The following is a 25156-nucleotide window of genomic DNA, read 5'->3' as shown; positions in this document are numbered from 1 at the left end:
GACACTCCTTGGTCAATGGAGCGCCTATTTGAGCGCGACCCGCTCGGGGCAGGGTGGTAGCCAGGTAGTTGCAGTTGCCGGGGTCGGTGACGCGCATGTGACGGTCGGTGTCGGGCCAGCGTAGCCCGGCTGGCCGCGCCACTGTAGGTTGCCAGCCTGACGCGCGGGCGCCAGGCGCACGCCAGGGAGAAAGCGTATGCACTCGCGGCTCGGTCCCAGGGACCATCTGCTGGATTTGAATGGTATCGAGGTGGCCGTACGCACCTGGGGCCCGGAAGACGGTATTCCGCTATTGGCCTTGCATGGCTGGCTGGACAACGCCGCCTCGTTCGAGCGCCTGGCGCCGATGCTCGATGGCTGTTTCGTTGTGGCCCCCGACCTGGTCGGTCATGGGCGCTCCGATCACCGACGCCACGACAGTGGCTACTACCTTTGGGAACATGCCGAAGACATGCTGGCCGTTACCGACAGCCTGGGCCTGACGCAATTCCATGTATTGGCCCATGGCATGGGTACCGGTATCGCGTCGTTGCTGGCGGCGATGACCAGCGGTATCGCCAGCATGACTTTCCTCGATGGCATGGGGGCGCCGTTCACCGTGGCCGACGACGACCGTGTGCAGCATCTGGCGCGGGCCTATCGGCTCAAGCGCATGGTTCAACGCAGCCAGGCGCACGGCTTCAGCGACGCCCACGGCAGCCGATTCGATGACCTTGAGGCTGCCCTCGGGCAGCGGCGCACGCGCCTGGACCACGCGTTGTCGGACGATGCCGCGCGGCTGCTGGTCCTGCGCGACCTGTTACAACTGGGCGATGGCTATTGCTGGCGCCACGATCCGCGCCTGGTGCTGCCTGAGCCTATGCCACTGACCGAGCGCGAGGCCTGCGACTTGCTGCGCCAGATCCGCTGCCCGCTGTACCTGATGCTGGGGCGCCAGGGTGCGTTCGCCGAGGCGGGTTTCGCCCGACGCCAAGGCGCCTTGCCAAGCCAGGCCAAGGTGTCCTGGCATCCGGGCGGGCACCATTTCCACCTGGAGGCGCCGGAGCGCGCCCTGGTCGACCAGCTCCTGCGTATCCTCGCCCGGCACGAAGGCAGCGGGCTGTTGCGTCGAGTCAACGAATGAAGGGCGTTCAGGCGTTTTGCTTGCTGGGTTGATCGGTTTTACGGCCTTCGCGGGTGAACCACGGTCCTGCAGTGAAGGCGCCGTTCGTGTCAGCGCGCGTACTGGCCAGTGGATATCCCGGCAAAGCCGATTATGCTTCAGATACCTTGTCTCGATCCGAGGCAAGCCCTGAGGCCCGGGTACGACGGTTGAATGGGTATGAGGTGCTCCGGCCTGCGATAACGACACGACGGAGGCATCCCATGGCGGTTCTCGACAGCGCATCCACGGGCAGTAGCGCGCCCCAACGCGGTATCACCAAGGAGGAGCGCAAGGTCATTTTTGCTTCGTCCCTGGGCACGGTGTTCGAATGGTACGACTTCTACCTGTACGGCTCGCTGGCGGCGATCATCGCCAAGCACTTCTTCGCCGGGGTCAATGAAACCACCTCGTTCATCTTCGCCTTGCTGGCGTTCGCCGCAGGCTTTGCCGTACGACCGTTCGGTGCCATCGTGTTCGGCCGGCTGGGGGACATGATCGGGCGCAAGTACACCTTTCTGATCACCATTGTCATCATGGGCCTGTCCACTGCAGTGGTGGGGCTGCTGCCCAGCTACGCGGCCATCGGCGTGGCTGCGCCAGTGATCCTCATCACTCTGCGTCTGCTCCAGGGGCTGGCGCTGGGCGGCGAGTACGGCGGCGCGGCCACCTACGTGGCGGAGCATGCGCCCAAAGGGCGGCGAGGGTTCTTCACTGCCTGGATCCAGACCACCGCGACACTCGGCCTGTTTCTCTCCCTGCTGGTGATCCTCGCCTGCCGCACGGCGATGGGCACCGAGGCCTTCGAGGCCTGGGGCTGGCGCATTCCGTTTCTGCTGTCGATCCTGCTGCTGGCGATCTCGGTGTACATCCGCATGCAGCTCAACGAGTCGCCGGTGTTCCTGAAGATGAAGGCCGAGGGCAAGGCGTCCAAAGCGCCGCTGACCGAGTCCTTCGCCCGCTGGGAGAACCTCAAGGTGGTGATCATGTCGCTGCTGGGCGGCACCGCCGGTCAGGCGGTGGTGTGGTACACCGGGCAGTTCTATGCGCTGTTCTTCCTGTTGCAGACGCTCAAGATCGACCCGCAGACCGCCAACCTGCTGATTGCCGGATCGTTGCTGATCGGCACTCCGTTCTTCATCTTCTTCGGCAGCCTGTCGGACCGTATCGGCCGCAAGAAGATCATCATGGCCGGCTGCATCATCGCCGCGCTCACTTACTTTCCGATCTTCAAGGCGCTGACCGAGTACGGCAACCCCAACGTGTTCGTGGCTCAGGAACAGAACCCGGTGGTAGTGGTGGCAGACCCTGGCCAATGCGCCTTCCAGTTCGATCCGGTGGGCAAGGCCAAATTCACCAGCTCTTGCGACATCGCCAAGAGCCTGTTGGCCAAACGGGCGATTCCTTACACCAACGAAGCAGCCGAACCCGGTAGCCTGACGCAGATTCGCATTGGTGAGCGGGTGCTGCCGAGCTTCGATGGCAGCCGCCTGGCGGCGGCCGACTTCAAGGTGCAGAACGATGCCTTCACCGCCACCCTGGGCGGCGCACTCAAGGAAGCAGGGTATCCAGAGAAGGCCGACCCGGCGAAGATCCACTACCCGATGGTGCTGTTGCTGCTGACCGTGTTGGTGATCTACGTGACCATGGTCTATGGCCCGATCGCCGCCTGGCTGGTGGAGTTGTTCCCGGCACGTATCCGCTATACCTCCATGTCGCTGCCGTATCACATCGGTAACGGTTGGTTCGGTGGCTTCCTGCCGACGGTGGCATTTGCCATGGTGGCGGCGACTGGTGATATCTACTACGGGTTGTGGTATCCGATCGTGATTGCGGTGATGACGGCCGTGTTGGGGATTTTCTTCCTGCCGGAGACCAAGGATCGGGATATCAACCACGCGTGAGGGTGAGGTAGCCGGTAGTGGCCTCTTCGCGGCGGGTGGGGGCGGAGAGGGCCGGTCGGGCCCGAATAAAAAGAAATACCCGCGCAGGCTGAACGCGTAGCCGGTATCCACATCTGCCTCACCCCGGCTCCAACGTTTGTTCAGCACGAACTCGAACGCCGGCTCGTACAAGCCGTCACGCACCACTGCGCCCGCGAGCACCTCCACATCGTACCAGCCGTTGTCCAGCTCGATGATCGGCCTTCCCGGCACTTGGTAGCGCGCCAACAGATCGCCCAGGGTCTTGTTGGTGAAGTGCTGAAGGATGCGCCAGGTGTACAGCATCACGGCGCGGTTCTCGATACGTAGTACGTACCCTGTACGATGGTGTTTCAGGCGGCTGCCGGGTTCGCCCAGGGCGGGGGGGTGGCCGTCGAGGGTGAAGATGATGTGATAGGGCAGGTTGTCGATCCCGGCCAAGGGCACCACCACACCCTCGCGCACCGCGCGGTCACCACTGTCGGTATGGGTGAACTCGGTGGCCAGGTCGTCGGGGAGGTGATGTTCGTGCTTGAAGTGGTCGAGCAACTGAATGTCGCCAAGCAGGAAATAGTCGACCAGGTCGTTGAGGACTTCGCTGAATTCGTGGCGCATTTGTTTTCCTTGTCGTGGCGCACGGGTAACAGCTGCAAATGTAGCGAACCGAACCGCGGCCTGCCACAGGCCGATGTTCAGTGCTTCTGGGCGATCTGGATCAGGTTGCCGCAGGTGTCGTCGAACACTGCGATCGTCACCGGGCCAAGGGCGGTGGGCTCCTTTGTGAACCTCACGCCCGCCTTGCACAGCCGCGTGTACTCCGCCTGAATGTCGCGCACGCCAAACGAGGCGGCTGGTATGCCGTCGTGCTTCAAGGCTGCCTTGTAGGTCCTTGCCGCAGGGTGCGCATCGGGCTCGAGCAGCAGTTCGACGCCGTCAGGGTCCTTGGGTGAGGTGAGGGTCAGCCAGCGATGCTGGCCCATGGCGATATCATGCTTTGGCTCGAAACCGAGCACGTAGTGGTAGAAAGCCAGGGCCTTGGCCTGGTCGTCGACGAGGATACTGGTGACTACGATCTTCATAGGCGCACACCTTCCTGGAGACCTTACTCAACAAGTAAAGACGTTCTGGCCCATTTCACCAGCGAGACGGGTTGCCTCCGGGGCGCCTGAGCGGCGCGCGTCAGTCAGATCCCGATCGCGCCGCTGACCAGGCCATACAGCGCGATCAGGGCGCCCAGCAGCACCACGCCGAACACCACCCGCTCGAAGCCATTGAACACCTGGCGCTGCCGTTCGCGGCGCGCCTTGATATACAGCAGCGTGCCTGGCCCGTAGATCAGTGCCGACAGCAGCAGGTACTTCAGCCCGCCGGCCCAGACCATCAGTGCCGCGTAGGCTGTGGCCAGCAAGGCGATCAGCAGGTCCTTGCTGCGCTCGCCGGGTGCGTTTTCGTAGGTTTCGCGGTTTGCAGCCAACTTCAGCCCATAGGCCGCAACCAGCAGGTAGGGGATCAGCGTCAGCGAGCTGGTGAGCTCCAGGGCAAGGGTGAAGGCGTACTCGGTGAACCAGGTGAGCAGCAGGAACAGCTGGACGAACAAGGTGGTCAGCCATAGCGCCGAGGACGGCACCCGATGGTCGTTCTCCTGGGTGAGGAAGGTCGGCATGGCCTGGTCGTGGGCCGCAGAGTAAAGCACTTCGGCCGCCAGCAGGGTCCACGACAGATAGGCGCCGAGTACCGAGATGATCAGCCCGATGCTGATGAAGATCGCGCCCCAGCGGCCGACAATGGCTTCCAGCACGCCCGCCATCGATGGCTGGCGCAGGCCGGCGAGTTCCGGGCGCAGCATCACGCCATAGCTGAGCAGGGTGATCAGCACCAGCAGGCACAGTACACCGATGAAGCCCAGCACCGTAGCGATGCCCACGTCGCGGCGATTGCGCGCATAACGCGAATAGACGCTGGCGCCTTCGATACCGAGAAATACGAAGACCGTGACCAGCATGGTGCTGCGCACCTGGTCGAACAGTGATTCGCTCGGTGCAACCATGTCCACGGCGGCATGGCCGACCCGGCCGTAGTCGTCCAGATGCGCAAGGTCGGCCGCCGGGCCGGCGGCCGCGCTGCCCCAGAAGTTCTGGCTGAACAGGTCGCTGTCGAAGGCGGCGATGATGACCACGATGAACACCAGGATCGGGATCATCTTGGCCACCGTCGCGATGGTATTGATCACCGCCGCCCCCTGCACGCCGCGCAGCACCAGGAAGTGAAAGCCCCACAGCAGCACCGACGACACGGCAATGGCCACCACGGTGTTGCCATCACCGAACACCGGGAAGAACGCCCCGAGGGTCGATTTGATCAGAATGAAATAGGACACGTTGCCGATGCAGGTGCCCGCCCAGAAGCCGAATGCCGAGGCGAAGCCCAGATAGCTGCCGAAGCCGGCATTGGCGTAGGCGTAGATGCCGGAGTCCAGGTCGGGCCTGCGACGCGCCAGGGTCTGGAAGACGAATGCCAGCATGAGCATGCCGGCGCCAGCGATGCACCAGGCGATGATCGCGCCGAGCCCGCCGGTGGCGCGGCCGAAAGTGGCCGGCAAGGAGAAGATCCCGGCACCGACCATCGAGCCCACCACCAGAGCGGTGAGCGACCAGACATTGAGTTTGCTTTCCGTTGCGCTGCTCATCGGTCGTGTTTCCCCAGATTAGAAGGGTTCAGTAAAGACCGAGGGCGGGGCAGCTGCCAGTTTGCGTTTTGGTGGTACCGGCCCCTGCAGGAACCGGTTGCCCGCGATAGGGCCGCACCGCGGCCCTGCGGATGTCAGAAGGTGGCCTTGACTTGCAGGCCGACCACCAGGGCATTGTCGATGTCCTGGCCGGAGAAGGCTCCCGGCTCGATGATGTATTGCACATCAGGGCGCAGGTTCAGCCACGGTGTGGCCTGGTAGCCATAGCTCAGTTCGATCAGCTGCTCGGCGCTGTCGATGTTGGGGAACTGCTCGCCGGCATTGAGCGCGGCGTCTTCCAGCAGGTCACGGCTGCGTGGATTTGGCACGGCGCGGCCATAGCCCAGGGCCAGGGTATCGCGCGGGCGACCTTCGAATGGTTTGTACAGGACCACGCCAGCGCCGTACCACTTGGTGAACGGCGAGGCCGCCTCGCTCGATGCCGAGTACTGGCCAAAGGCATGCAGGCTGCGACCTGGCGAGGCATCGTCGCTCCACACCGCCTGGTCGACCAACAGGTAGTGGCCACTGCGGCCGGACACTTGCTTGTCGCTGCCGATGCGCTTCACGTCGGAGCTGTCGTAGTAGTAGCCCAGCTTGTACTCGCCCGGCAGCTCGCCCTGCAGCTTGTACACCAGCTCCACAGGTACCACGGTACCGGTGGTGTGCTTGGGCCCCAGGTGCCACGCGCGGCTGGAGTTGCCGTTGCTCTCGGGGTCGACGTTGAACGCTGCCACGCGCAGTTGCCAGGACGGCGAAAGATCGTACTTCACGCGCACGCCCAAGTGGGCGTTGGGGTAGTTGGTCCAGCCACTGCCGCCGGACATGTTCAGCGGGTGACCGCAGAACCCGGCGTTCATGAAGTTGCACAGGATGCCGCTGTCGAGGCCGCCGAGGTCGTTGCCCATGGCCATGTAGCCAAGCTTGACGTTGAGCGCCGGGGTGAACAGGGTGCGCTCGTAGCTCAGTTCGGTCAGGCGGGTGTAGAGGCCACCGTAGTTTTCCTGGATCGGCAGGCGGTTGCCGACCAGGTCTTCGGAGGCGCTGTTGCCGCGCCGGTCGTTGATGGTCAGCTGGACCTTGCCGCCGTTCTCCAGGCCATACAGTTTCGACAGGTCGAACTGCACGCCAAGCTTGAGGTTCTGTGAATAGCGCGCCGAGCGGTGCAAGCCGCCGTGGGCGTTGTAGGCGGTTTCACCGCTGTAGTCGCCAGTGAACTTGACGCCGTCTTCTTCGAGCTGATGGCGCAGGCCGCCCCAGTCACCGGTCATGGTGCTGCGGTTCATGAGGTCGCCGTCGGCCAGGGCAGAAGTGCTGGCAAGGGCCAGCAGCAGGGTAGGGGTGATGCGGATAGCGGATGGCATTGCTATGTCTCGTGTTGTTCTTGGGGGCTGTTCGCGGGTGAACCCGCCCCCACAGGAACTGCGCCATCAGCATGGGCAGTGTAGATCCTGTGGGAGCGGGTTCACCCGCCAACGGAGCGACGCGGTATTACGGCAGAGCGTAAGAAATCACGTAGTCGCCACGATCAGTCGACTGGCGCGCACCGCCGGCGGTGATCACTACATACTGTTTGCCGGTCTTCGGCGAAACGTAGGTCATCGGGCCACCCTGGCTACCGACGGGCAGGCGGGCTTTCCAGATTTCGTTACCGTTGCTGCTGTCGTAGGCGCGCAGGTAGAAGTCCTGGGTGCCGGCGATGAATACCAGGCCGCCTTGGGTGGACAGGGTGCCGCCGAGGGTCGGCAGGCCGATCTTGATCGGCAGGTGCATGCGGATGCCCAGTGGACCGGTGTCTTCGACGGTACCGACCGGCACCTGCCAGGCGATCTGGCGGGTCTTCATGTCGACGGCGGTCAGGGTACCGAATGGCGGTGCCTGGCAAGGAATACCGGCGACCGACAGGAAGCGGTTCTTGTTCACGGCATAAGGCGTGCCCTTGAGCGGCACGGCGCCCATGCCGGTATTCAGCGCCTCGCCACCGGAGGCGGCGTCACCCTTGTTCTGCGACGGGATCATCTGGATCCACAGGCCCAGGCGCATGTCATTGACGAAAATGAAGCCGTGTACCGGGTCAGTGGAGATGCTGCCCCAGTTCATGCCGCCCAGCGAACCCGGGAAGCTCAACGACAGGTCCGAGCCCGGCGCTGTGTACAGGCCGTCGTAGCGCATCTTCTTGAAGTCGATGCGGCACAGCAACTGATCGTACGGGGTGGCGCCCCACATGTCCGACTCGGTCAGGGTTTGCGCCCCGATCTGCGGCATGCCCACCGATTTCGGCTGGGTCGGGGAGTAAGGCTCGTTGGGGATATTGCTTGGCTTGACCGGAACCTCGTCGACCTGGGTCAGTGGCTTGCCGGTGGCGCGGTCGAGCACGTAGATCTGCCCGGCCTTGGTGCCGATCACTACCGCAGGCACGGTCTTGCCGTCGTCCTTGGTGAAGTCGATCAGGCTCGGCTGCATGGGCAGGTCGAAGTCCCAGAGATCGTTGTGCACGGTCTGGAACACCCACTTCTGGTTGCCGGTGGTAGCGTCCAGGGCCAGTACCGAGGCACCGTAGGTGTGGTCGAGCTGGCTGCGTTCGACACCATAGATGTCGGTGGACGATGAGCCCATCGGCAGGAATACGGTGTTCATGTCCGGATCGTAGGACATCGGCGCCCAGCTATTGGGGGTGCTGCGCACATAGGTGCTGCCGTCGGTTGGCGCTTTGCGGTCTTCCGGGTTGCCCGGGTCGAAGGCCCATTTCATGGCCCCCGTGATCACATCGAAACCACGAATCACACCGCCTGGCATGTCGGTCTGGACGTTGTCGGCGACACGGCCGCCGACCACCACGGTGGTGCCGGCCATCAATGGCGCGGAAGACAGCTGGTAGTAGGAGTCGGGTACGTCACCCAGGCCCGCCTTGAGGTCGACTTGGCCATTGTTGCCAAAGCCCTGGCAGAACTCGCCGTTGTCCGCGTCGACGGCGATCAGGCGGCCGTCGATGGTGTTGGTCAGCAGGCGACGCTGGCAGTTGGCACCGGCCGCCACGCTACCGCCGGTGATCGGCGAGCTGTTCGGCTGGGTCGGCTGGGCAATGGCGGTGGTGGCGTCGAAGTAGGCCATGCCGCGGCAACGCTGCCAGACCTTGGACTGGGCGTTGATCTCGTTCTTCCACAGCTCCTTGCCGGTGTCGGCATCGAGGGCGATGAGGTTGTTGTGCGGGGTGCAGATGAACACCTTGCTGCCGATCTGCAGGGGGGTCAGCTGGTCTTCGGCACCGTTGCCGTCACTGATGGCGACATCACCGGTGTGGTAGGTCCAGGCCACCTTGAGCTTGTCGACGTTGTCGCGGTTGATCTGATCGAGCGCGGCGAAGCGGCTGCCACCTTCGGTGTTGCCGTAGTGGGCCCAGTCCTTTTGCTGCTTGCCGGCTTCGACCGGGGTCATGCCTGGGCCCTTGCCGTTGGGCGCGACGCTCGGGTGTGCGACGAACATGTTGCCGGCGGCGATCACCAGCGCCACGGCCAGCACACCGGCCAGACCATAGGCGCCACGGCCGGCACTGCCACCGCTGGCACGCGCCAGCATTGGGTAGACCAGGGCCACGACCATGCCGATGGCGGCGAACATGAACAGGCGCGAGAACAGCGGCCAGAACACCAGACCTGCGTCGATCAGTGCCCAGATGACGGTGCCGAGCAGGAACACGCCATACAGCCACGCCCCGGCACGCTTGCGTCGGGCAATCAGCACGCCGGCAATGGCCATGGCCAGGCCGCCGATCAGGAAGTACCAGGAACCGCCCAGGCCAGCGAGCTTGATGCCGCCGGCGGCGAGGAGAAGGCCAAGCAGGGCGATGATCACGCCCAGGCCGGCCAGGATGAAAGTGGTGGCGCCAGAGGCGCGCTGTGTTTCGTTCATGCCAGGAATCTCAGCAGGTGGAATCGGCGCAGTTTAAGCTCTTAGCAAGCTAATTAACAAGTTGGTACATAATCTTGTGAGGCTGATTGTCGCAGAGTTGAACTTACCAAGAGGCACTGAAAACTCTAGATCAAGCGGCTAAAAATGCACGTTTGTTCATGAACGGATTCAATTGCGTATGTGGGACGACTTAGACTTTTGTCTATCACAGGGCTCGCTGTCTGCTGGCAAGCGACATGCAGGCCCGGCGTGGTCAGAATCTGTAGCCGGCAGTGACCATGGACCGCGCGGCCATCGCCGTACTCGATGGCCGAGGACCGTGTGGTTGAAGGCGTTTCAGGCGTCGGGGGCTTCGCCGCCATAGAACACTGCCAGCCACACGGTCGGGGTATCCTGGGCAGTCCACTCGACGCGATGACGGCAGTGGGCAGGGATGTCGAGGCAATCACCGGCGACCAACAGGCAGGTGTGTTCGGCCCCGTCGAAACGCAGGCCAGCGCTGCCGCTGAGCAGGAGGATCCATTCGCCTTCGGGCTGGTCGTACCAGAGTCCGGGCGGACTGGCCTGGCCATGAGAGATGATGCGCTCGATGCGCAGGCCGGGGCGTTGCAGCAGGGTGTCGATCCATTCGGCGGCTGCGGGATCGCGGGTGGGGTGGGGAGTCAGCAAGTTGGTGGGTGTCATTGGGAAGCTCACTAGGAAGGTGGTATTCCACTATGGACGCGTTGCCCCTCGGCCGCGCTCCTTGACCGTCCACGCTGATTGTAGGACCGTTCTCTGATTTGGATACTGGGCATAGGTGCGGCGGCGATCATGCTCGGGATCATCCTGCTGCTGGCGCTGACCCTGCCTCGGCGGATGCCTGAGCACAAGGCCAGCATCTTCCCGCAGGCTCAGCGCCCCAGCGGCAGCGCCACCCCGATCAGCGCGAAAAGACTGCCGCAGCAGCGGTTGAAGCGCTTGCCACCTCGGGCCAGCCAGGGCCGGATACGGAAGGCCATGCGTGCCAGCAGGTACTCGACCAGGCATTCCACGCCGGCGAAGGTCGCCGCCATTACCACGAACTGCACCAGCAGGCCGCGTTGCGGGTCGATGAACTGTGGCAGGAACGCACCGTAGAACAGCAGGACCTTGGGGTTGGCCATGGCCGACAGCAGGCCCTGGCGTAGCAGCCCGGCATTGCTCAACTGGGCCGCCTGCGCGGTGCTTTCCAGGTGCAGGGCGGGGCTGCGCCACAGCTGGATACCGAGCCACACCAGGTAGGCGCCGCCCACCCACTTGAGGACGGTCAGCACCGAGGCGCTGGTTTGCAGCAGGGCGGTCAGGCCGAACATGGCCAGGGCGATCAGGGCACTGAAGCCGATCATCCCGCCCGCGATGGTGAACAGCGTGCGCCGCGCCCCGTAGATCGCGCCGTGGGTCAGGGCCAGCAAGCTGTTGGGGCCTGGGGTGAGGGACAAGCCAATGCTGGCGAGCAGGTAGATGAGCCAGGTGTCGAGTGCCATGTGCGGTCAGCCCTTTGCGGTCATGTACGGCCAATGAAGACCGGGCGAGTGCCCGGCGTGGTCATTGTGGCGTACCGAACAGGCCGGTCCAATAGATACCTGCGTCGCTTTTCGGGTCGGTTGCGTAGGCAGCGCCCATTTCCCGGTAATCAGGATTCATCAGGGTGGCGCAGTGGCCTGGGCTGGCCAGCCAGCCATCGACCACCTTGCGCGCGGTGTCGCGGCCGGCGGCGATGTTCTCGCCGATCTGCTGGTACAGGTAGCCGGCCAGCTCGGCGCGATCACCCGGCGTGCGGTTGTCGTGGTCGATATGGTCGAAGAAGTTCTGGTTCGCCATGGCCCGGGTGTGGTTGGCCGCCACGCCGGCCAGGGTGGTGTTCCAGGTCAGGGCCGGGGCGGCGGCGAACGGCTGGCCACCGCATTGGCGTGGGACCTTGCGTGCGGCGTTGACCTCTTGCAGCACTTTCTGCCCCTCGGCCTGCCAGTCGCCCAGGCGCCCGCTGAGCAGCGGGCGGGCCAGCACGATGCGCCAGTCGCGGCCTTCCTGGCTGACGCCGATATCGACGAATTGCGGGTCGAGCACCACCTGGCAGAAGCTTTCCTCGATGGCATGCATGGCCGCGCGGGCGTCGCGAGGGCCGGACAGGCTGATGGCCTGGACGTTGACCATCGGGTACGCGGCGCGGGTCATGGCCTGCTGCAGGTCACGGGTGCCCTCTGGCGACAGGGCCAGTCGGGTGTCACTGTTGAGCGGGGGCAGTTCCAGCGACGCTTCGCCGCCGCAGGGCTGGGCCTGGCTGCGGTAGACGTTGATCGAATCGATCAGTTGCGCCTCTTCGCCGGTAATGGCCAGGGCCGCGGTCGAGACGACCAGCCCTGCCGACAAGGCGGCAACGGATGACAGGACGCGCATGTGGATCTCCCTATGACTGGCAGCGTCGTGGTGTGCGCTGCTCATCCTACACAAGCCCGTGGCTTTTGGCCCCGGTCATGTGCAAAGCAAAAGAAAGGCCGGCAAAGGGTGTTGGCGGCAAAAGCATGAGTAGACCACCCAGGGTAGGAAAAGTGCGACATTTTTTGAATCATTCTTGTTGCTATCTGGCGCACTGCCTTGTTTCATCGACCATGCCTGGGGTTGGCTGTTCCGTTGGCGTTGCGGATCAGCGGGCGAGGGCCTGGTTCGGCTTGTAGAAAATGAAGTGGCGGGTCTCGGCGGTCTTGCGGTAGGCCCTGGTCCAGTCCGGGTGGACCTGACGGTCGTGGAAGTAGAGGGCGCCCCCGGTGGGGTCCTTGAGTTGCTGGTTGAGCGCTTTGCGCGCGATCTCCTTGGCGATGTCGTACCGCTGAGGTTCCTCGACCTGATCGGGGCGACCGTCGCACCACCAGGAAAATTGGCACGCGCGGGTCTCGACGCCTTGTTTGACCACACCACAGACCGTGTCGGGGAAACCGTCGTGCCCCAGCCGATTGAGCACCACGCTGGCCACCGCGCCCATGTCCTTGTCGTCGGCGCCCTTGGCTTCCCAGTAGATGGTCCGGGCCAGGCAGGTGATGCTGTCATCCAGCGGCGACTGGCCAGCCGGGTCCACGGCGTGCACCTCGCCCGTGGTCAGTTTTTCCCGCGGCTTGGGTGGCGCGGCGTCTTCCACCACCTTTTCCTCGAGGGCCTCGGCCTTGTCTTCGGCGACAGCCGCCTTGGCCGTCTCGGCGGCGGCCAGGGGGGTAGCCAGCAAGGCTGCGGTCAAGCCGATCACCATCCCCGTCAGGCGCATGGTCGAGCTCTCGAACTGTGGGCTGAATCACAGTCTAGCCAAACGCAATCGACTTGGCCTGCCCGGGCATGATTGACGACTCAGTGCCGCGTGCGGCCATAGGCCTGGCTGATGCGGTCGATGACCATGGCCAGCGCGACGATCGCCAGCCCAGCCTCCACGCCCTGGCCGACGTTGAGCGTCTGGATGCCGGCCAGCACATCTTCGCCCAGGCCGCGGGCGCCAATCATCGATGCCACCACCACCATCGACAGCGCCATCATCACCGACTGGTTGAGCCCAGCCATGATACTTGGCAACGCCAGGGGCAAGGCTACCCGGCGCAGGCGCTGCCAGCGATTGGCGCCAAGGCCGTGGGCGGCCTTGAGCAGTGATGGGTCGATTTGCCCAAGGCCCAGTTCGGTCAGCCGTACCAGTGGCGGCAGGGCGTAGATGAGCGTGGCGAAAACCGCCGGCACCTTGCCCAGGCCAAACAGCATCAGCACCGGGATCAGGTAGACGAACGCCGGCAAGGTCTGCATGACGTCCAGCACCGGCAGCACCAGGCGCCGGGCCAGCGGGCGGGTGGCCAGGAGAATGCCCAGTGGCACGCCCACCAGCACGCACAAACCCGTGCTCACCAGTACCAGGGCCAAGGTCTGCAACAGCTTGTCCCACAGCCCGAGCGTGCCGATGAATCCCAGCAAGGCGACCAGCCCGATGCTGCGCAAGAGGCTGCGGCTGGCATGCCAGGCCAGCAGCCCGACCAGCAGCAACAGCAGCCACCAGGGCAGCAGGCGCAGCAGGTTTTCCAGGCCTACCAGCAGTGCCAGCAACCGATCGGAGACACTGCGCAGCTGGTCGCCATAGTGCACGACCAGCCAGTCGACCCAGCCATTGATGGTGTCGGCAAACGACAACGTGAAGGCTTCGGGGAAGCCGCCACTCATAGGCCGGCCTCCACCTTGGCCGCGTGCTCGGCCGGCAGCCAGGGCTTCCACACGTCCGGGTTGGCACGCAGGAAGGCCTTCGCGGCTTCTCGCGGTGGTTGGCGGGTTTCGTTCATCTGTGCCAACGCCTTGTTCAGGCGATCGATGGGCAGGTCGACGTTCTCGAACACGGCCACCAGGTCTGGGTAGCCCTCGCGAAACGCCTTGGACACGCCGATCGACAGTTTTGCCGGCAGCGATTGGCTGCCCTGCGGGTTCGGGTTTCTGGCATCCATCAGGGTGGCCCAGGCTTTGGCATCATAGGCAGGCTCTGCCAGGCGCATCAGGTCGTAGCGGCCGATCAACGGTGAAGGGCTCCAGTAGTAGAACAGCACCGGCTGGCCGCGGCGGATGGAGGAGGCGATCTCGGCATCCAGCGCGGCGCCGGAACCGCTGCGAAAGTTGTTGTACAGGCCGTCGAGCCCGTAGGCCTTGAGTTTCTGGCTGTTGACCGTTTCCGAGGTCCAGCCGCTCGGGCTGTTGAGAAAGCGGCCCCTGTCAGGCGATTCGGGGTCACGGAACACCTGTGGGTAGCGCTTGAGGTCATCGACGCTGCGCAGCTCGGGCGCAAGCGGCTTGAGGCCACGGGCGGGGTCGCCCTTGATCACATAGGTAGGCACCCACCAGCCTTCCTCGGCGTTTTTCACCGTGTCGCCCAGGGCGAACACCTGGCCGGCCTGCTCGGCCTTGACCCAGGCGGGGCTGCGTCCGGCCCATTCCTCGGCAATGACTTGCAGATCGTTGCGCGCGAGGGCGACTTCCATGCTCACGGTGCTGCCGGGGAGAGTGTCGGTTGCATAGCCGTAGCCGTGCTCGGCGATCAAGCGCAGGATTTCAGTGGTGAAGGCGCCGCTTTCCCAGCCGATGGCGCCGAAGTGGATGGGGGCAGCTGGGTCTTTCGAGGCGGCGGTGTCGGTGCTGGCCAGGCCGACGCCCAGCAGCAGGCCGGCCAGCAGGGTGGGAATCGTTTTCATGAGCCCTCGTCGCTTGCGGATCCTTGCGGTCCGAAAAAGTGTAGACGACGAGGGTTGCGGGGCCGCGCGGGCCCCGCGGGACGCATCAGACGCGGAACTGGTCCATCAGCGCCTGCTGTTGGTTGGCCAGGCTGTTCAGCGACTGGCTGACGCGTGCCGACTCGTTGGCCTGGCCCGACAGCGACTCGGTGACATCGCGGATGGTTGCGACATTGTTGTTGATCTCCTCGGCCACCGCGCTCTGCTCCTCGGCGGCCGAAGCGATCTGCAGGTTCATGTCGGTGATCACCGTCACGGCCTGGCCGATGCGCTGCAATGCGCTAACCGCCTGGCCGACCTGCTCGACGCCGCCTTGGGCCTGGCGGTGGCTGTTGTCCATCGCGTCGACCACTTCGCGGGTACCGCTCTGCAGGGTCTCGATGACCTGGCGGGTTTCCTCCACCGATTCCTGGGTGCGGCGTGCCAGGTTGCGCACCTCGTCGGCGACCACGGCGAAGCCGCGCCCGGCTTCACCGGCACGGGCCGCCTCGATGGCGGCGTTGAGGGCCAGCAGGTTGGTCTGCTCGGCGATCGAGCGGATCACCTCGAGCACCGAGCCGATGCGCTCGCTGTTGTGCGCCAGGCCCTCCACCTCGGCCATGGCATTGGCCATTTCCGCAGCCAGGCTGTCGATGCTGCGGGTGGTGCGTTCTATCACCGCCAGGCCTTCGCGGGTCGCCTGGTCGGCTTCACGGGCTGCCTGGGCGGCTTGAGCGGCACTGCGGGCGACGTCCTGGGCGGTGGCGCTCATCTCGTTGGACGCCGTGGCCACCTGGTCGACCTGACGGTACTGCTGCTCCATGCCGGCGCTGGTCTCGGTGGCGATGGCCGATGAGCGGTCGGCGGTGCCACGGGCATCCTGTACCGAACGCTTGACCTCGGCGATGGTCGGTTGCAGCTTGTCGAGGAAGCGGTTGAACCAGCTGGCCAGCTCGCCCAGTTCGTCCTGCTTGGTGTAGTCGAGGCGGCGGGTCAGGTCGCCTTCGCCGCTGGCGATGTCCTTGAGCATGGCGGCCACACCGAGGATCGGCCGGGTCACGCCGCGGGCCATCAGCCAGATCATCAGCAGGCCGAGCACCGCCGCAGCCAGGCCCAGGCCCAGTTCGAGCAGGGTGCCGCTGGTGTTCAGCTCATCGAGTTCGTGCTTGAGGGCGTCGGCCGGGCCGGTGAGGGCATCCTCCGGAACATCCAGCAACACCCCCCAAGGCTTGCTGCCCGGGATCGGCGAGAAGGCGCCCAGCACTTTCATCCGCTGCTGATCGTGAGTGATGCTCAGCTTGCCCTCGGCCAGTTTGCGCACCAGCTCGGCCCCCTGCCGCGGGTCGACCTGTTCCAAGCGTTGGGCCAGCTTGCTGGCATCGGCACTGTAGCCGGCAAGCAGGCCCGCCGGGCTGAGAATGCTCACCGTGGTGCGGCCTTCGTACAACCCGCGGCTGGCTTCCTGGCTCAAGGCCTGCAGACTATTGAGATTGATGTCGACCGAGAGCACGGCGATGACCTTGCCCTCGGCTACCAGCGGGAACGCGATGCTGGTCATCAGTACGCGTTGGCCCTCGATGTCGTAGAAATACGGCTCTGTGACGCACACCTTGGCGGTCTCGCGTGGGCAGGCCCACCAGGCGTTGGCAGGTTGATCGCCCGCGCCGATCTCGGTGTTGGCCATGTCGCGCTCGGGCAGCGCCATGGCGGTCAGCTTGCCGGCGTGAGGCTGCGACCAATACAGGGCGAAGCGACCGGTCTCGTTGCTGCCAAGCGCTTCCTGGTTGGCGAACAGGCTGTCTTTGTTGTCCAGGGCATTGCGCTCGAAGGTCAGCGACAGGCCAAGCAGCTCCGGGTTGGCTTGCAGGGCGGCGTGCACCTGGCGAGTCATGTCCTCGCGCAGGTCGAAGGCATCGATGAAGCGTTTCTCCGCCTGTTCGCGCAGGAACAGCACCTGCCGGGCGAAACCAGCCCCGTACTGGTAGGCATCCATGAACTGGCGACGGATGTTCAGCGCCTGCACCTGGCCTTGCGACTCGATCCGTGACTGGGCTGCTTCGGAAAGCATCTGCGAACTGCTCGCCTTGACCAAGTCGGAGCTGTGGTCCATGCGGTACAGCGAAAGGCCGACGAGCAGGGTGACGATACCGGCCAGGCAGAGGCCGGCGAGCAGCGTGATCTTCCATTGGATGGAAAGTTGGCGCAGAGGCATGGGGTGGACCCTTGGAATTGGAAGGTGGCTTGCCTGTGTATCGGCGGCGGCGGTGGCTACTTTATTGGTACGTACGTATTAATTTTGCTGCCTCGCTGGCCCCTTCGCGGGTAAACCCGCTCCTACAGGATTTCCTGAGTTTCCGAGTTCGGCGGTGTACCTGTAGGAGCGGGTTTACCCGCGAAGAGGCCCTCAAATCCGCCTCGTTCTGAAAGACAGTTCCTTATGATTTGTAGGACTACTCCTAATTGCTGTTCGCCGCACTAAATACCCCACTGCAACTGCTAGGTTCCCGGCATCCATCCATGCAAAGGGAACATGCCAATGCGCGTCAACATAGACGGTCTGGGTCAGGCAGTAGACGGTGACCACACCACCACAGGGGCCGTCTGCATCGCCACAGGAGAGGGATACATCTGTGAGGGGCGTCTGGTACTGAGGCAGGGAGACCTGACCACCCCTTGTCCGTTATGCGGGCTGGAAGGCAGGGTCGCGGAAGGGGTATGGCATTTCATTTCCGATGGCCAGCCAGTGGCCGTTGATGGCGCCCTGGTGAATTGCGGCTGCCCAGAGGGCACCAATCGGGTCGTCGCGCCACTGGGTGAAATGCCTCCAGCCAGGCAGCCGATTGTCGCCCGCTCTAACCAGCTGGCGGCAGGCAGCGGCAGCCTGAGCCCCGAGCTCCCGTTGGCGCGAATGGAATCGGCACGCGGTATTGTGCAACCAGGTTTCTACATAGTGCCTCGGAGCATGTCGTTCCAGCACGTATTGCTGGAGCTCGCAGAATACGACTCCACCCTGCCGATTTCGTATCTGCGGCGTCTGAACCCCACATTCGAACATGGCTTCAAGGCTGGGGAGATCTTCGTCATCGGTGACCCGGACTACGGAGATGCCTGCACCCGCGAGGAGGGTGAACTGATGGCGGCTGCCGAGCACGCACGGCGTGCCCTGGCTGCCCTCGATTTTGCCGAATCCGATTTCATGATGCGGCACCAGGCGGAGATTGCCGGGTTGCTCAGTGATGCCAGTCAGTCAATGGGTGTGGGGAAGGATGGGCTGGAACAGGGGCTTAAACAGGTCCAAGAGACGTTGAAGAAGATAGAGCAACTGCATCAGCGGGAGTTTCGGCAGCATGGTCATCTGAATAGTGCTGGGTTCTTCGCTCAGCGACGTGAATTGTTAGCGACGCTGGACAAACAGCTGAGATCGGCATTCCTCAACAAGCGATTGAATCTCGGAAGCTACGAGCGACTCAGAAAGAGTTTGAATATTTCTACCAAAAGCCTTGTTCACCATTGGAGCAAAGCCGGTGCGCCGGGGCAGATTCCTGGCTACGCCACACACTTGGAGAGAGTTGCTAAGCTCGGTAAGTATATCAAGTATGGAGGTTACGCTGCTGTTGGCCTGGGTGGCGCGTCGTCTTATTTGAAGGTGCAGGAAGTTTGCCGTTATGGTGAGACTGAAGAATGCAAGAAAATACGCTTGACCGAAGCGGGAAATTTTACAGGCGGAGTTGCAGGGGCGAGTGCCGGTGCAGCGCTCACATCACTTGTATCGGGTACTTTGTGTAGCGTGTTGACGATCGGCACAAGGGGGTTGGCGGCGCCGATGTGCGGAATTGTTTTGGTGGGGGGAGCTGGCTTCGCAGGTAGTAACGCTGGTGCTGCAGTCGGGGAGTGGACAGGCGAAACGCTCTACGAGGCCACCAATGATTGATATTTCGCAATGGTCAGTGACTGCTAAACTATTTGTCCTCATCACACCGTTCATCTTGACCACTTCCGCGTTTATGATGACTGCCTATACGACGCTTACAAAGGACTACGATGTTGCGTGTTCGGCTATTACCAGTAATGTTTATTTGGAATCTATCAAAAGCGCTTGGGGCGATGGAGGTTTTAAGTGGCGTTGGTTGGTTGTCTGCACGATAAGTGGTTACGTGGGGTTTCCTTGGTTGATTTCATGCACGGGAACAATCGATACGGCTGAATTGGAAGCGTTCCCCGCAAACTTAAAACGAAGACTATCGGTTGCGTTCTGGCTGAATCTGATAGGCTTCACCTGGCTGGTGTTTGGCTGGGCTTTTTTTAACTTTAAGTAATCACAAGGGGCGCCGCCGCTTCACGGCCACGCTCAGCTACTTTGACATCCACCCCCCACTCCTGCAGAGTGCGCGCTTTTTTTCTGTCGCAACAAGGAAAGCCAAACCATGAATGCAGTGATCGCCGCCGTCGGCATCATGCTGGTCCTCAGCCTCTCACGCGTGCATGTGGTCATCGCTTTGATCATCGGCGCCCTGGTCGGTGGGCTGGTGGGCGGATTGGGGATCGAGGGCACGCTCAAGGCCTTCAATGGCGGTCTCGGCGGCGGCGCTACGGTGGCGCTATCCTACGCCTTGCTCGGCGCCTTCGCCGTGGCCATCGCCAAATCCGGCCTGGCCCATGCGCTGGCCGACCGCGCCCTGGAGATGATCGATCGCCAGGGCCATGCCGAGGGAGGCAGGGTCAAATGGTTGCTGATCGGCCTGCTGCTGGTGGTGGCCGTTGCATCACAGAACGTCCTGCCCATCCATATCGCCTTCATCCCGCTGCTGGTGCCGCCGCTGCTGTATGTGCTGACGCGCCTGCGCATCGACCGGCGGCTGGTGGCCTGCGTGATCACCTTCGGCCTGATCACCCCGTACATGTTCCTGCCGGTGGGCTTCGGTAACATCTTCCTCAACCAGATCCTGCTGGCCAACGTCGCCCGTGCCGGAGTCGACATCAGTGGGGTCAATGTCACCCACGCCATGGCCATCCCGGCGGCCGGCATGCTCGCCGGCCTGTTGCTGGCAGTATTCGTCAGCTACCGCCGCAAGCGTGACTACGACCTGGCCCGCATCGAGCAGGTCGAGCAGGTGAGCGTGGCATACAACCCACTGACCCTCCTGGTGGCCGGCCTGGCCATTGCCCTGGCGTTCATCATCCAGCTGTGGCTGGGCTCGATGATCGTCGGCGCCATGGTTGGGTTTCTGGTGTTCTCGCTGTCGGGCATCGTGCGCTGGAAGGACACCGACGACCTGTTCACCGAAGGCATGAAGATGATGGCCATGATCGGCTTCATCATGATCGCCGCCTCCGGCTTCGCCGATGTGATGAAAGCCACCGGCGAGGTCAACAGCCTGGTCGAGGCTGCAGCGCGGTGGATCGGCCACAGCCAGGCCGTCGGTGCCTTGTTGATGCTGCTGGTGGGGCTACTGGTTACCATGGGCATCGGCTCTTCGTTCTCGACGGTACCGATCCTCGCCGCCATCTTCGTGCCATTGTGCGTGCAACTGGGCTTCGACCCGCTGGCCACGGTGTGCATCGTCGGCACCGCCGGTGCCTTGGGGGACGCCGGCTCACCGGCTTCGGACTCGACCTTGGGGCCAACCTCGGGGCTCAATGTCGATGGGCAGCATCATCACATCTGGGACACCGTGGTGCCGACCTTCATCCATTACAACCTGCCGCTGCTGGCGTTCGGCTGGCTGGCGGCGATGGTGTTGTAGGGCAGCGGTTCAACCCTTGCCAGGCGGCGGGGAAATGCGGTTGAGCACGGTACTGCCGTCGTTGCTGCGGGTCAGGTAGACCGGTAGCACCTTGGGCAGGTTGTCCACCAGCCGGCCCACTTCCCGGGTGTTGTAGACACCGCTGATGCGAATGCGCCCGGTGGCCTCGTCGGCCAGCAACAGCGGTGCATCGAGGTAGCGGTTGATCACTGGCAGGGCCTGGTCGAGGCTGAGATTGTCGAGGATCAGCTTGCCGCTGCGCCAGGCCAGGCTATTGCCGTCGTCGTCGCTCTGGGCCAGTTGCGGGTCGAAGTCGCCGGCATGGTAGCTGGCCTGCATGCCCGGGCTCAGGCGATAGCCGCCGGCACTGCCGGTGCTGCTGACCAGCACCGAGCCTTCCACCAGCGTCACCTTGACCTGATCCTGGTATTTCCAGACGTTGAACTGGGTACCGGTCACCCGCGTCTGGCCGGTGCCGGCGTGAACGATGAACGGGTGCGTGCTGTCGTGCGTGACCTTGAAGAAGGCCTCGCCGTGGTCGAGGGTGACCTTGCGCTGATCCTTGTAGTTGAGGAAGCTCAACGCGGTGTTGAGGTTCAGCTCGACGATACTGCCGTCGCTCAGCTGCACGGTCTGCGGCTGGCCGCCAGCCTCGAAATGCTGGTAACGGTTTGGCAGCCAGCCTTGTTCCCAACCCATCCAGCCAGCCAGGGGCAAGACCGCCAGGGCGATGGCCGCCGCCGAGGCGAGAGGGCGCCAGTTTCGCGCGCGGGCGACCGCACGCGGCGGGTTGAACTCGACCACCGTGGCCGTACGCGGCAACAGGTCGGCGGTGTCCCAGATCTCCAGCATCGCCTCGTACTCGACGCGGTGCCTGGCATCGGCTGCGAGCCAATGCGCGAACGCCTCGCGCTCGGCGGCCGTGCAGTCATCCGCGTGCAGGCGCATGCACCACTGCGCGGCGGCATCGGTGACGGCATCGTCGGGGTTGTTGTTGAGGCGGTCGTGGTTCATTGCGGCTCCGGGTTTTGCGCATTCTAACCTCGCAAGGGTGTATCGATAAACGTCGTAATGGCGAATGACTATCAGTTGGCTGTTTTTTCGTCGGAAATGGGAGTGATTCCAATCCGTGCGGCGGCCGCCAGCGAGGTATTTGCGTAGCTTGCTAATCAAGGCTTTGACATTCACTGCCTAGGCAGTAATATTTGCACACAATTGTCCGAGTCGTTGCCGATGCCTCACTTCACCCCGGAAAACTTCGAAACCTGTGCCATTGGCGTGCTGCTGGGGCGTGCTGCGTTGCTCAAGGACCGTGTTCTCGACTCGCACCTGGAGTCCGAGGGCATCACCGCCGCGCAGTTCAAGGTGCTGATCATCGTCACCCAGTACCAGGTGGATACGCCGGCCGAGCTGTGCCGCTACCTGGGCCTGGACAGCGGTTCGATGACACGCATGCTCGACCGCCTGGTGCAGAAGGGCCTGGTTCTGCGTGATCGCTGCGCCGAAGACCGCCGCCAGGTCCGCCTGGCGCTGACCGAGGAAGGGCGGCGGGTGGCCAATCGCCTGCCGGAGATCGGTGCGGCGGCAATGAACGAGCTGGTCGGCGTACTGCAACCCGAGGAGCTCGCCACCCTCGAAAGCCTGTTGACCAAGTTGCTGGTGAACGCCGGCGACCCGCTGATGATCCGCCGCTTCGGCGATCGTTGATCCCTGTTACGTACTAGCCAAGGTATTATCATGGCCACTCCCGCTGACACCCCGAATCCTTCCGAACAGGGCTCGCCACGCAAGCGCAAGGCCTGGCTGCTCGGCCTGCTGTTGCTGCTGGTCGTTGCCGGTGCCTGTACCTGGGCCTGGTACACCCTGGTCGGGCGCTGGCAGGTGAGTACCGACGATGCCTATGTCAACGGCAACGTGGTGGAAATCACCCCGCTGGTGGCGGGCACCGTGACCAGCATCGGTGCCGATGACGGCGACCTGGTGCACGCCGGCCAGGTGCTGCTGCGGTTCGACCCGGCCGACAGCGAAGTGGCCTTGCAGGCCGCCGAGGCCAAGCTGGCGCGGACCGTGCGCCAGGTTCGCGGGCTGTACAGCAATGTCGACTCGCTGAAGGCGCAATTGCAGACCCGCCAGGCCGAACTGCAGAAGGCGCAGCAGAACTACAACCGGCGCAAGGTGCTGGCCGAGAGCGGTGCGATCTCCGGCGAGGAAATCTCCCACGCTCGTGACGACCTCACCGTCGCCCAGGCGGCGGTGAACAGCGCCCGTCAGGAGCTCAACACCAGCACTGCGTTGGTCGACGATACCGAGATTTCCTCGCACCCTGAGGTCATGGCCGCCGCCGCCGACCTGCGCCAGGCCTATCTCGACCACGCCCGTACCACCCTGGTGGCACCGGTCACCGGATATGTGGCCAAGCGCACCGTGCAGCTAGGACAGCGCCTGCAGCCGGGCACCGCGACCATGGCAGTGATCCCGCTGGACCAGGTGTGGATCGACGCCAACTTCAAGGAAACCCAGCTGCGCGACATGCGTATCGGCCAGCCGGTGGAGATCACCGCCGACCTCTATGGCGGCGAGGTCAAGTACAGCGGCACGGTCGATAGCCTGGGCGCCGGTACCGGTAGCGCCTTCGCCCTGTTGCCTGCGCAGAACGCCACCGGCAACTGGATCAAGATCGTCCAGCGCGTGCCCGTGCGTATCCACATCAACCCCGATCAGCTCAAGGACCACCCGCTGCGCATCGGCCTGTCGACCATCACCGAGGTCGACCTGCATGACCAGAGTGGCCCGACCCTGGCACAGCAGCCGCCGCAGCAGGCCAGCTTCACCACCCAGGTGTACGACCACCAATTGGTCGAGGCCGATGAACTGATTGCGCGGCTGATCCACATGAACAGCGCCGCTGGCAAGACGGCCCAGCGATGAGCAAGGAAGCGCCTGCCCAGTTCACCCCGCCGAGCCTGTTGCTGACCACCATCGGGTTGTCCCTGGCAACGTTCATGCAGGTGCTGGACACGACCATCGCCAACGTGGCCTTGCCGACCATTTCCGGCAACCTGGGCGTGAGCTACGAGCAGGGCACCTGGGTGATCACCTCGTTCGCGGTGAGCAACGCCATCGCCTTGCCGCTTACCGGTTGGCTGAGCCGAAGGTTCGGCGAGGTCAAGCTGTTCATCTGGGCGACCTTGCTGTTCGTGCTGGCGTCGTTTCTTTGCGGTATCGCCCAGTCGATGCCGGAACTGGTCGGCTTCCGGGTGTTGCAGGGCGTGGTGGCGGGGCCGCTGTACCCGATGACCCAGACCTTGCTGATCGCGGTGTACCCGCCGGCCAAGCGCGGCATGGCCCTGGCGTTGCTGGCCATGGTCACGGTGGTGGCGCCGATTGCCGGGCCGATATTGGGGGGCTGGATCACCGACAGCTACAGCTGGCCGTGGATCTTCTTCATCAACGTGCCGATCGGCCTGTTCGCCGCTGCGGTGGTGCGCCAGCAGATGCGCACGCGTCCAGTGGTCACCAGCCGCCAACCGATGGACTACATCGGGCTGCTGACTCTGATCGTCGGGGTCGGGGCGTTGCAGGTGGTGCTCGACAAGGGCAACGACCTGGACTGGTTCGAATCGTCGTTCATCATCATCGGCAGTTTGATCTCGGTGGTATTCCTGGCCATCTTCATCATCTGGGAGCTGACCGACCGCCATCCGGTGGTCAACCTGCGGTTGTTCGTGCATCGCAATTTCCGAATCGGCACGATGGTGTTGGTGGGCGGTTACGCGGGCTTTTTCGGGATCAACCTGATCCTGCCGCAATGGTTGCAGACGCAAATGGGCTATACCGCCACCTGGGCAGGCCTGGCAGTGGCGCCGATCGGCCTGTTGCCAGTGCTCATGTCGCCATTCGTGGGCAAGTACGCACACCGTTTCGACCTGCGGGTCCTGGCGGGGCTGGCGTTCCTTGCCATCGGCGGCAGTTGCTTCATGCGCGCCGGGTTCACCAGCGAGGTGGATTTCCAGCACATCGCCCTGGTGCAGTTGTTCATGGGGATCGGCGTGGCGCTGTTCTTCATGCCGACCTTGAGCATCCTGCTCTCCGACCTGCCGCCTCACCAGATCGCCGATGGCTCTGGGCTGGCGACTTTCCTGCGGACCCTGGGCGGCAGCTTCGCAGCCTCCCTGACGACCTGGATCTGGATCCGCCGGGCCGAGCAGCACCACGCCTACCTGAGCGAACACATCAGCACGTTCGACCCGGCTACCCGGCATTCCCTCGAGCAACTGGGCGGGGCCGGGCCCGAGGGGTATGCGAAGCTCGAGCAGATCCTCAACGGGCAGGCGTACATGATGTCCACGGTCGACTACTTCACCCTGATGACCTGGGTGTTCGCCGGCCTGATCCTCCTGGTCTGGTTCGCCAAACCGCCGTTCACCGCCAAGGCGGCAGCCGGGTCGGGCGGGCACTGAGGCCGTTCGTACGTGGGG

The 25156-nt window shown here is 63.7% G+C and carries 20 protein-coding genes and 2 pseudogenes; 8 read left to right on the top strand and 14 right to left on the bottom strand.

Annotated features, from left to right (window positions below; genetic code table 11):
* The first annotated feature begins 196 nt into the window (after positions 1-196).
* Both IAE37_RS00925 and IAE37_RS00920 read left to right on the top strand, forming a co-directional pair.
* The gene (locus IAE37_RS00925; RefSeq protein ID WP_201167448.1) at positions 197-1123 is read left to right on the top strand and encodes an alpha/beta fold hydrolase; all 927 of its coding nucleotides are present in this window, start codon (positions 197-199) and stop codon (positions 1121-1123) included.
* 242 nt (positions 1124-1365) lie between these two features.
* Positions 1366-3045 carry an MFS transporter gene (locus IAE37_RS00920; protein ID WP_201167445.1) on the top strand — a complete coding sequence of 560 codons (1680 nt, stop codon included), beginning with the start codon at positions 1366-1368 and terminating at the stop codon, positions 3043-3045.
* A 72-nt stretch (positions 3046-3117) separates the two neighbouring features.
* Here IAE37_RS00920 and IAE37_RS28690 read toward each other — a convergent pair.
* From IAE37_RS28690 to IAE37_RS29115, 13 genes and pseudogenes are all read right to left on the bottom strand, one after another.
* Positions 3118-3678 (bottom strand): annotated as a pseudogene (locus tag IAE37_RS28690) (hypothetical protein); the annotation flags it as partial.
* 77 nt (positions 3679-3755) lie between these two features.
* Positions 3756-4142, bottom strand: a complete 387-nt coding sequence (locus tag IAE37_RS00915; RefSeq protein WP_201167443.1) for a VOC family protein — start codon at positions 4140-4142, stop codon at positions 3756-3758.
* Positions 4143-4246: 104 nt separating this feature from the next.
* Positions 4247-5749, bottom strand: coding sequence for a basic amino acid/polyamine antiporter (locus IAE37_RS00910; protein WP_201167440.1), 1503 nt, complete (start codon positions 5747-5749; stop codon positions 4247-4249).
* A 134-nt stretch (positions 5750-5883) separates the two neighbouring features.
* Positions 5884-7152, bottom strand: a complete 1269-nt coding sequence (locus IAE37_RS00905) for a carbohydrate porin (RefSeq protein WP_201167438.1) — start codon at positions 7150-7152, stop codon at positions 5884-5886.
* Positions 7153-7279: 127 nt separating this feature from the next.
* Positions 7280-9697, bottom strand: coding sequence for a glucose/quinate/shikimate family membrane-bound PQQ-dependent dehydrogenase (locus tag IAE37_RS00900; protein WP_201167436.1), 2418 nt, complete (start codon positions 9695-9697; stop codon positions 7280-7282).
* A 336-nt stretch (positions 9698-10033) separates the two neighbouring features.
* A complete protein-coding gene (locus IAE37_RS00895) occupies positions 10034-10381 on the bottom strand; it encodes a cupin domain-containing protein (RefSeq protein ID WP_201167434.1) in 348 nt (115 codons plus the stop codon).
* Between the two features lie 209 nt (positions 10382-10590).
* Entirely contained in the window at positions 10591-11202 is a 612-nt protein-coding gene (locus tag IAE37_RS00890) for a LysE family translocator (RefSeq protein WP_201167432.1), read from the bottom strand.
* Between the two features lie 61 nt (positions 11203-11263).
* Entirely contained in the window at positions 11264-12115 is an 852-nt protein-coding gene (locus IAE37_RS00885) for a CAP domain-containing protein (protein ID WP_201167417.1), read from the bottom strand.
* Positions 12116-12362: 247 nt separating this feature from the next.
* A complete protein-coding gene (locus IAE37_RS00880) occupies positions 12363-12974 on the bottom strand; it encodes a cell wall hydrolase (RefSeq protein WP_201167415.1) in 612 nt (203 codons plus the stop codon).
* 80 nt (positions 12975-13054) lie between these two features.
* Positions 13055-13903 (bottom strand): ABC transporter permease, encoded by an 849-nt coding sequence (locus IAE37_RS00875; protein ID WP_201167413.1) that lies wholly within the window; start codon positions 13901-13903, stop codon positions 13055-13057.
* Entirely contained in the window at positions 13900-14916 is a 1017-nt protein-coding gene (locus IAE37_RS00870) for an ABC transporter substrate-binding protein (protein ID WP_201167411.1), read from the bottom strand. Before IAE37_RS00870 ends, IAE37_RS00875 begins: the two co-directional genes overlap by 4 nt.
* Before the next feature lie 85 nt (positions 14917-15001).
* A complete protein-coding gene (locus tag IAE37_RS29120) occupies positions 15002-15757 on the bottom strand; it encodes a methyl-accepting chemotaxis protein (protein WP_442967753.1) in 756 nt (251 codons plus the stop codon).
* 102 nt (positions 15758-15859) lie between these two features.
* Positions 15860-16825: pseudogene (locus IAE37_RS29115) on the bottom strand (PDC sensor domain-containing protein); the annotation flags it as partial.
* A gap of 645 nt (positions 16826-17470) precedes the next feature.
* Between IAE37_RS29115 and IAE37_RS00860 the strand changes: the two are divergent.
* The 3 genes from IAE37_RS00860 (at position 17471) to IAE37_RS00850 (ending at position 20678) form a co-directional block, all read left to right on the top strand.
* Positions 17471-18865 carry a PAAR domain-containing protein gene (locus tag IAE37_RS00860; protein WP_201167405.1) on the top strand — a complete coding sequence of 465 codons (1395 nt, stop codon included), beginning with the start codon at positions 17471-17473 and terminating at the stop codon, positions 18863-18865.
* Entirely contained in the window at positions 18858-19250 is a 393-nt protein-coding gene (locus IAE37_RS00855) for a hypothetical protein (protein ID WP_201167403.1), read from the top strand. Before IAE37_RS00860 ends, IAE37_RS00855 begins: the two co-directional genes overlap by 8 nt.
* A gap of 108 nt (positions 19251-19358) precedes the next feature.
* Positions 19359-20678, top strand: coding sequence for a Na+/H+ antiporter family protein (locus tag IAE37_RS00850; RefSeq protein ID WP_201167401.1), 1320 nt, complete (start codon positions 19359-19361; stop codon positions 20676-20678).
* A gap of 9 nt (positions 20679-20687) precedes the next feature.
* Here the strand turns inward: IAE37_RS00850 and IAE37_RS00845 are convergent, their stop codons facing one another.
* Positions 20688-21692 carry a FecR family protein gene (locus IAE37_RS00845; protein ID WP_201167399.1) on the bottom strand — a complete coding sequence of 335 codons (1005 nt, stop codon included), beginning with the start codon at positions 21690-21692 and terminating at the stop codon, positions 20688-20690.
* A 219-nt stretch (positions 21693-21911) separates the two neighbouring features.
* Here IAE37_RS00845 and IAE37_RS00840 point away from each other — a divergent pair, with 219 nt between their 5' ends.
* Genes IAE37_RS00840 through IAE37_RS00830 form a run of 3 tightly spaced genes read left to right on the top strand, consistent with a single transcriptional unit; the run spans position 21912 to position 25138 of the window.
* Entirely contained in the window at positions 21912-22385 is a 474-nt protein-coding gene (locus tag IAE37_RS00840; RefSeq protein WP_201167397.1) for a MarR family winged helix-turn-helix transcriptional regulator, read from the top strand.
* 30 nt (positions 22386-22415) lie between these two features.
* Entirely contained in the window at positions 22416-23606 is a 1191-nt protein-coding gene (locus IAE37_RS00835) for an HlyD family secretion protein (RefSeq protein ID WP_201167395.1), read from the top strand.
* Complete coding sequence (locus IAE37_RS00830) at positions 23603-25138, top strand: DHA2 family efflux MFS transporter permease subunit (protein ID WP_201167391.1); 1536 nt, start codon at positions 23603-23605, stop codon at positions 25136-25138. The genes IAE37_RS00835 and IAE37_RS00830 overlap by 4 nt, the downstream gene beginning before the upstream one ends.
* The last annotated feature ends 18 nt before the right edge of the window (positions 25139-25156 follow it).

Source organism: Pseudomonas sp. S31 (assembly GCF_016648105.1).
In the GTDB taxonomy this organism is placed as follows: Bacteria; Pseudomonadota; Gammaproteobacteria; order Pseudomonadales; family Pseudomonadaceae; genus Aquipseudomonas.
Note: the sequence above shows the minus strand (reverse complement) of the source record. Positions and strands in the feature narration are given on the sequence as shown.

What these genes read in the sequence shown, in the direction of transcription:
- IAE37_RS00875 (WP_201167413.1), bottom strand. Translation starts at nt 13,903, where the DNA reads ATGAGTGGCGGCTTCCCCGAAGCCTTCACGTTGTCGTTTGCCGACACC.
- IAE37_RS00830 (WP_201167391.1), top strand. Translation starts at nt 23,603, where the DNA reads ATGAGCAAGGAAGCGCCTGCCCAGTTCACCCCGCCGAGCCTGTTGCTG.
- IAE37_RS00890 (WP_201167432.1), bottom strand. Translation starts at nt 11,202, where the DNA reads ATGGCACTCGACACCTGGCTCATCTACCTGCTCGCCAGCATTGGCTTG.
- IAE37_RS00895 (WP_201167434.1), bottom strand. Translation starts at nt 10,381, where the DNA reads ATGACACCCACCAACTTGCTGACTCCCCACCCCACCCGCGATCCCGCA.
- IAE37_RS00840 (WP_201167397.1), top strand. Translation starts at nt 21,912, where the DNA reads ATGCCTCACTTCACCCCGGAAAACTTCGAAACCTGTGCCATTGGCGTG.
- IAE37_RS00835 (WP_201167395.1), top strand. Translation starts at nt 22,416, where the DNA reads ATGGCCACTCCCGCTGACACCCCGAATCCTTCCGAACAGGGCTCGCCA.
- IAE37_RS00925 (WP_201167448.1), top strand. Translation starts at nt 197, where the DNA reads ATGCACTCGCGGCTCGGTCCCAGGGACCATCTGCTGGATTTGAATGGT.
- IAE37_RS00885 (WP_201167417.1), bottom strand. Translation starts at nt 12,115, where the DNA reads ATGCGCGTCCTGTCATCCGTTGCCGCCTTGTCGGCAGGGCTGGTCGTC.
- IAE37_RS00880 (WP_201167415.1), bottom strand. Translation starts at nt 12,974, where the DNA reads ATGCGCCTGACGGGGATGGTGATCGGCTTGACCGCAGCCTTGCTGGCT.
- IAE37_RS00915 (WP_201167443.1), bottom strand. Translation starts at nt 4,142, where the DNA reads ATGAAGATCGTAGTCACCAGTATCCTCGTCGACGACCAGGCCAAGGCC.
- IAE37_RS00860 (WP_201167405.1), top strand. Translation starts at nt 17,471, where the DNA reads ATGCGCGTCAACATAGACGGTCTGGGTCAGGCAGTAGACGGTGACCAC.
- IAE37_RS00855 (WP_201167403.1), top strand. Translation starts at nt 18,858, where the DNA reads ATGATTGATATTTCGCAATGGTCAGTGACTGCTAAACTATTTGTCCTC.
- IAE37_RS00905 (WP_201167438.1), bottom strand. Translation starts at nt 7,152, where the DNA reads ATGCCATCCGCTATCCGCATCACCCCTACCCTGCTGCTGGCCCTTGCC.
- IAE37_RS00900 (WP_201167436.1), bottom strand. Translation starts at nt 9,697, where the DNA reads ATGAACGAAACACAGCGCGCCTCTGGCGCCACCACTTTCATCCTGGCC.
- IAE37_RS00870 (WP_201167411.1), bottom strand. Translation starts at nt 14,916, where the DNA reads ATGAAAACGATTCCCACCCTGCTGGCCGGCCTGCTGCTGGGCGTCGGC.
- IAE37_RS00910 (WP_201167440.1), bottom strand. Translation starts at nt 5,749, where the DNA reads ATGAGCAGCGCAACGGAAAGCAAACTCAATGTCTGGTCGCTCACCGCT.
- IAE37_RS00850 (WP_201167401.1), top strand. Translation starts at nt 19,359, where the DNA reads ATGAATGCAGTGATCGCCGCCGTCGGCATCATGCTGGTCCTCAGCCTC.
- IAE37_RS00920 (WP_201167445.1), top strand. Translation starts at nt 1,366, where the DNA reads ATGGCGGTTCTCGACAGCGCATCCACGGGCAGTAGCGCGCCCCAACGC.
- IAE37_RS00845 (WP_201167399.1), bottom strand. Translation starts at nt 21,692, where the DNA reads ATGAACCACGACCGCCTCAACAACAACCCCGACGATGCCGTCACCGAT.
- IAE37_RS29120 (WP_442967753.1), bottom strand. Translation starts at nt 15,757, where the DNA reads ATGGAGCAGCAGTACCGTCAGGTCGACCAGGTGGCCACGGCGTCCAAC.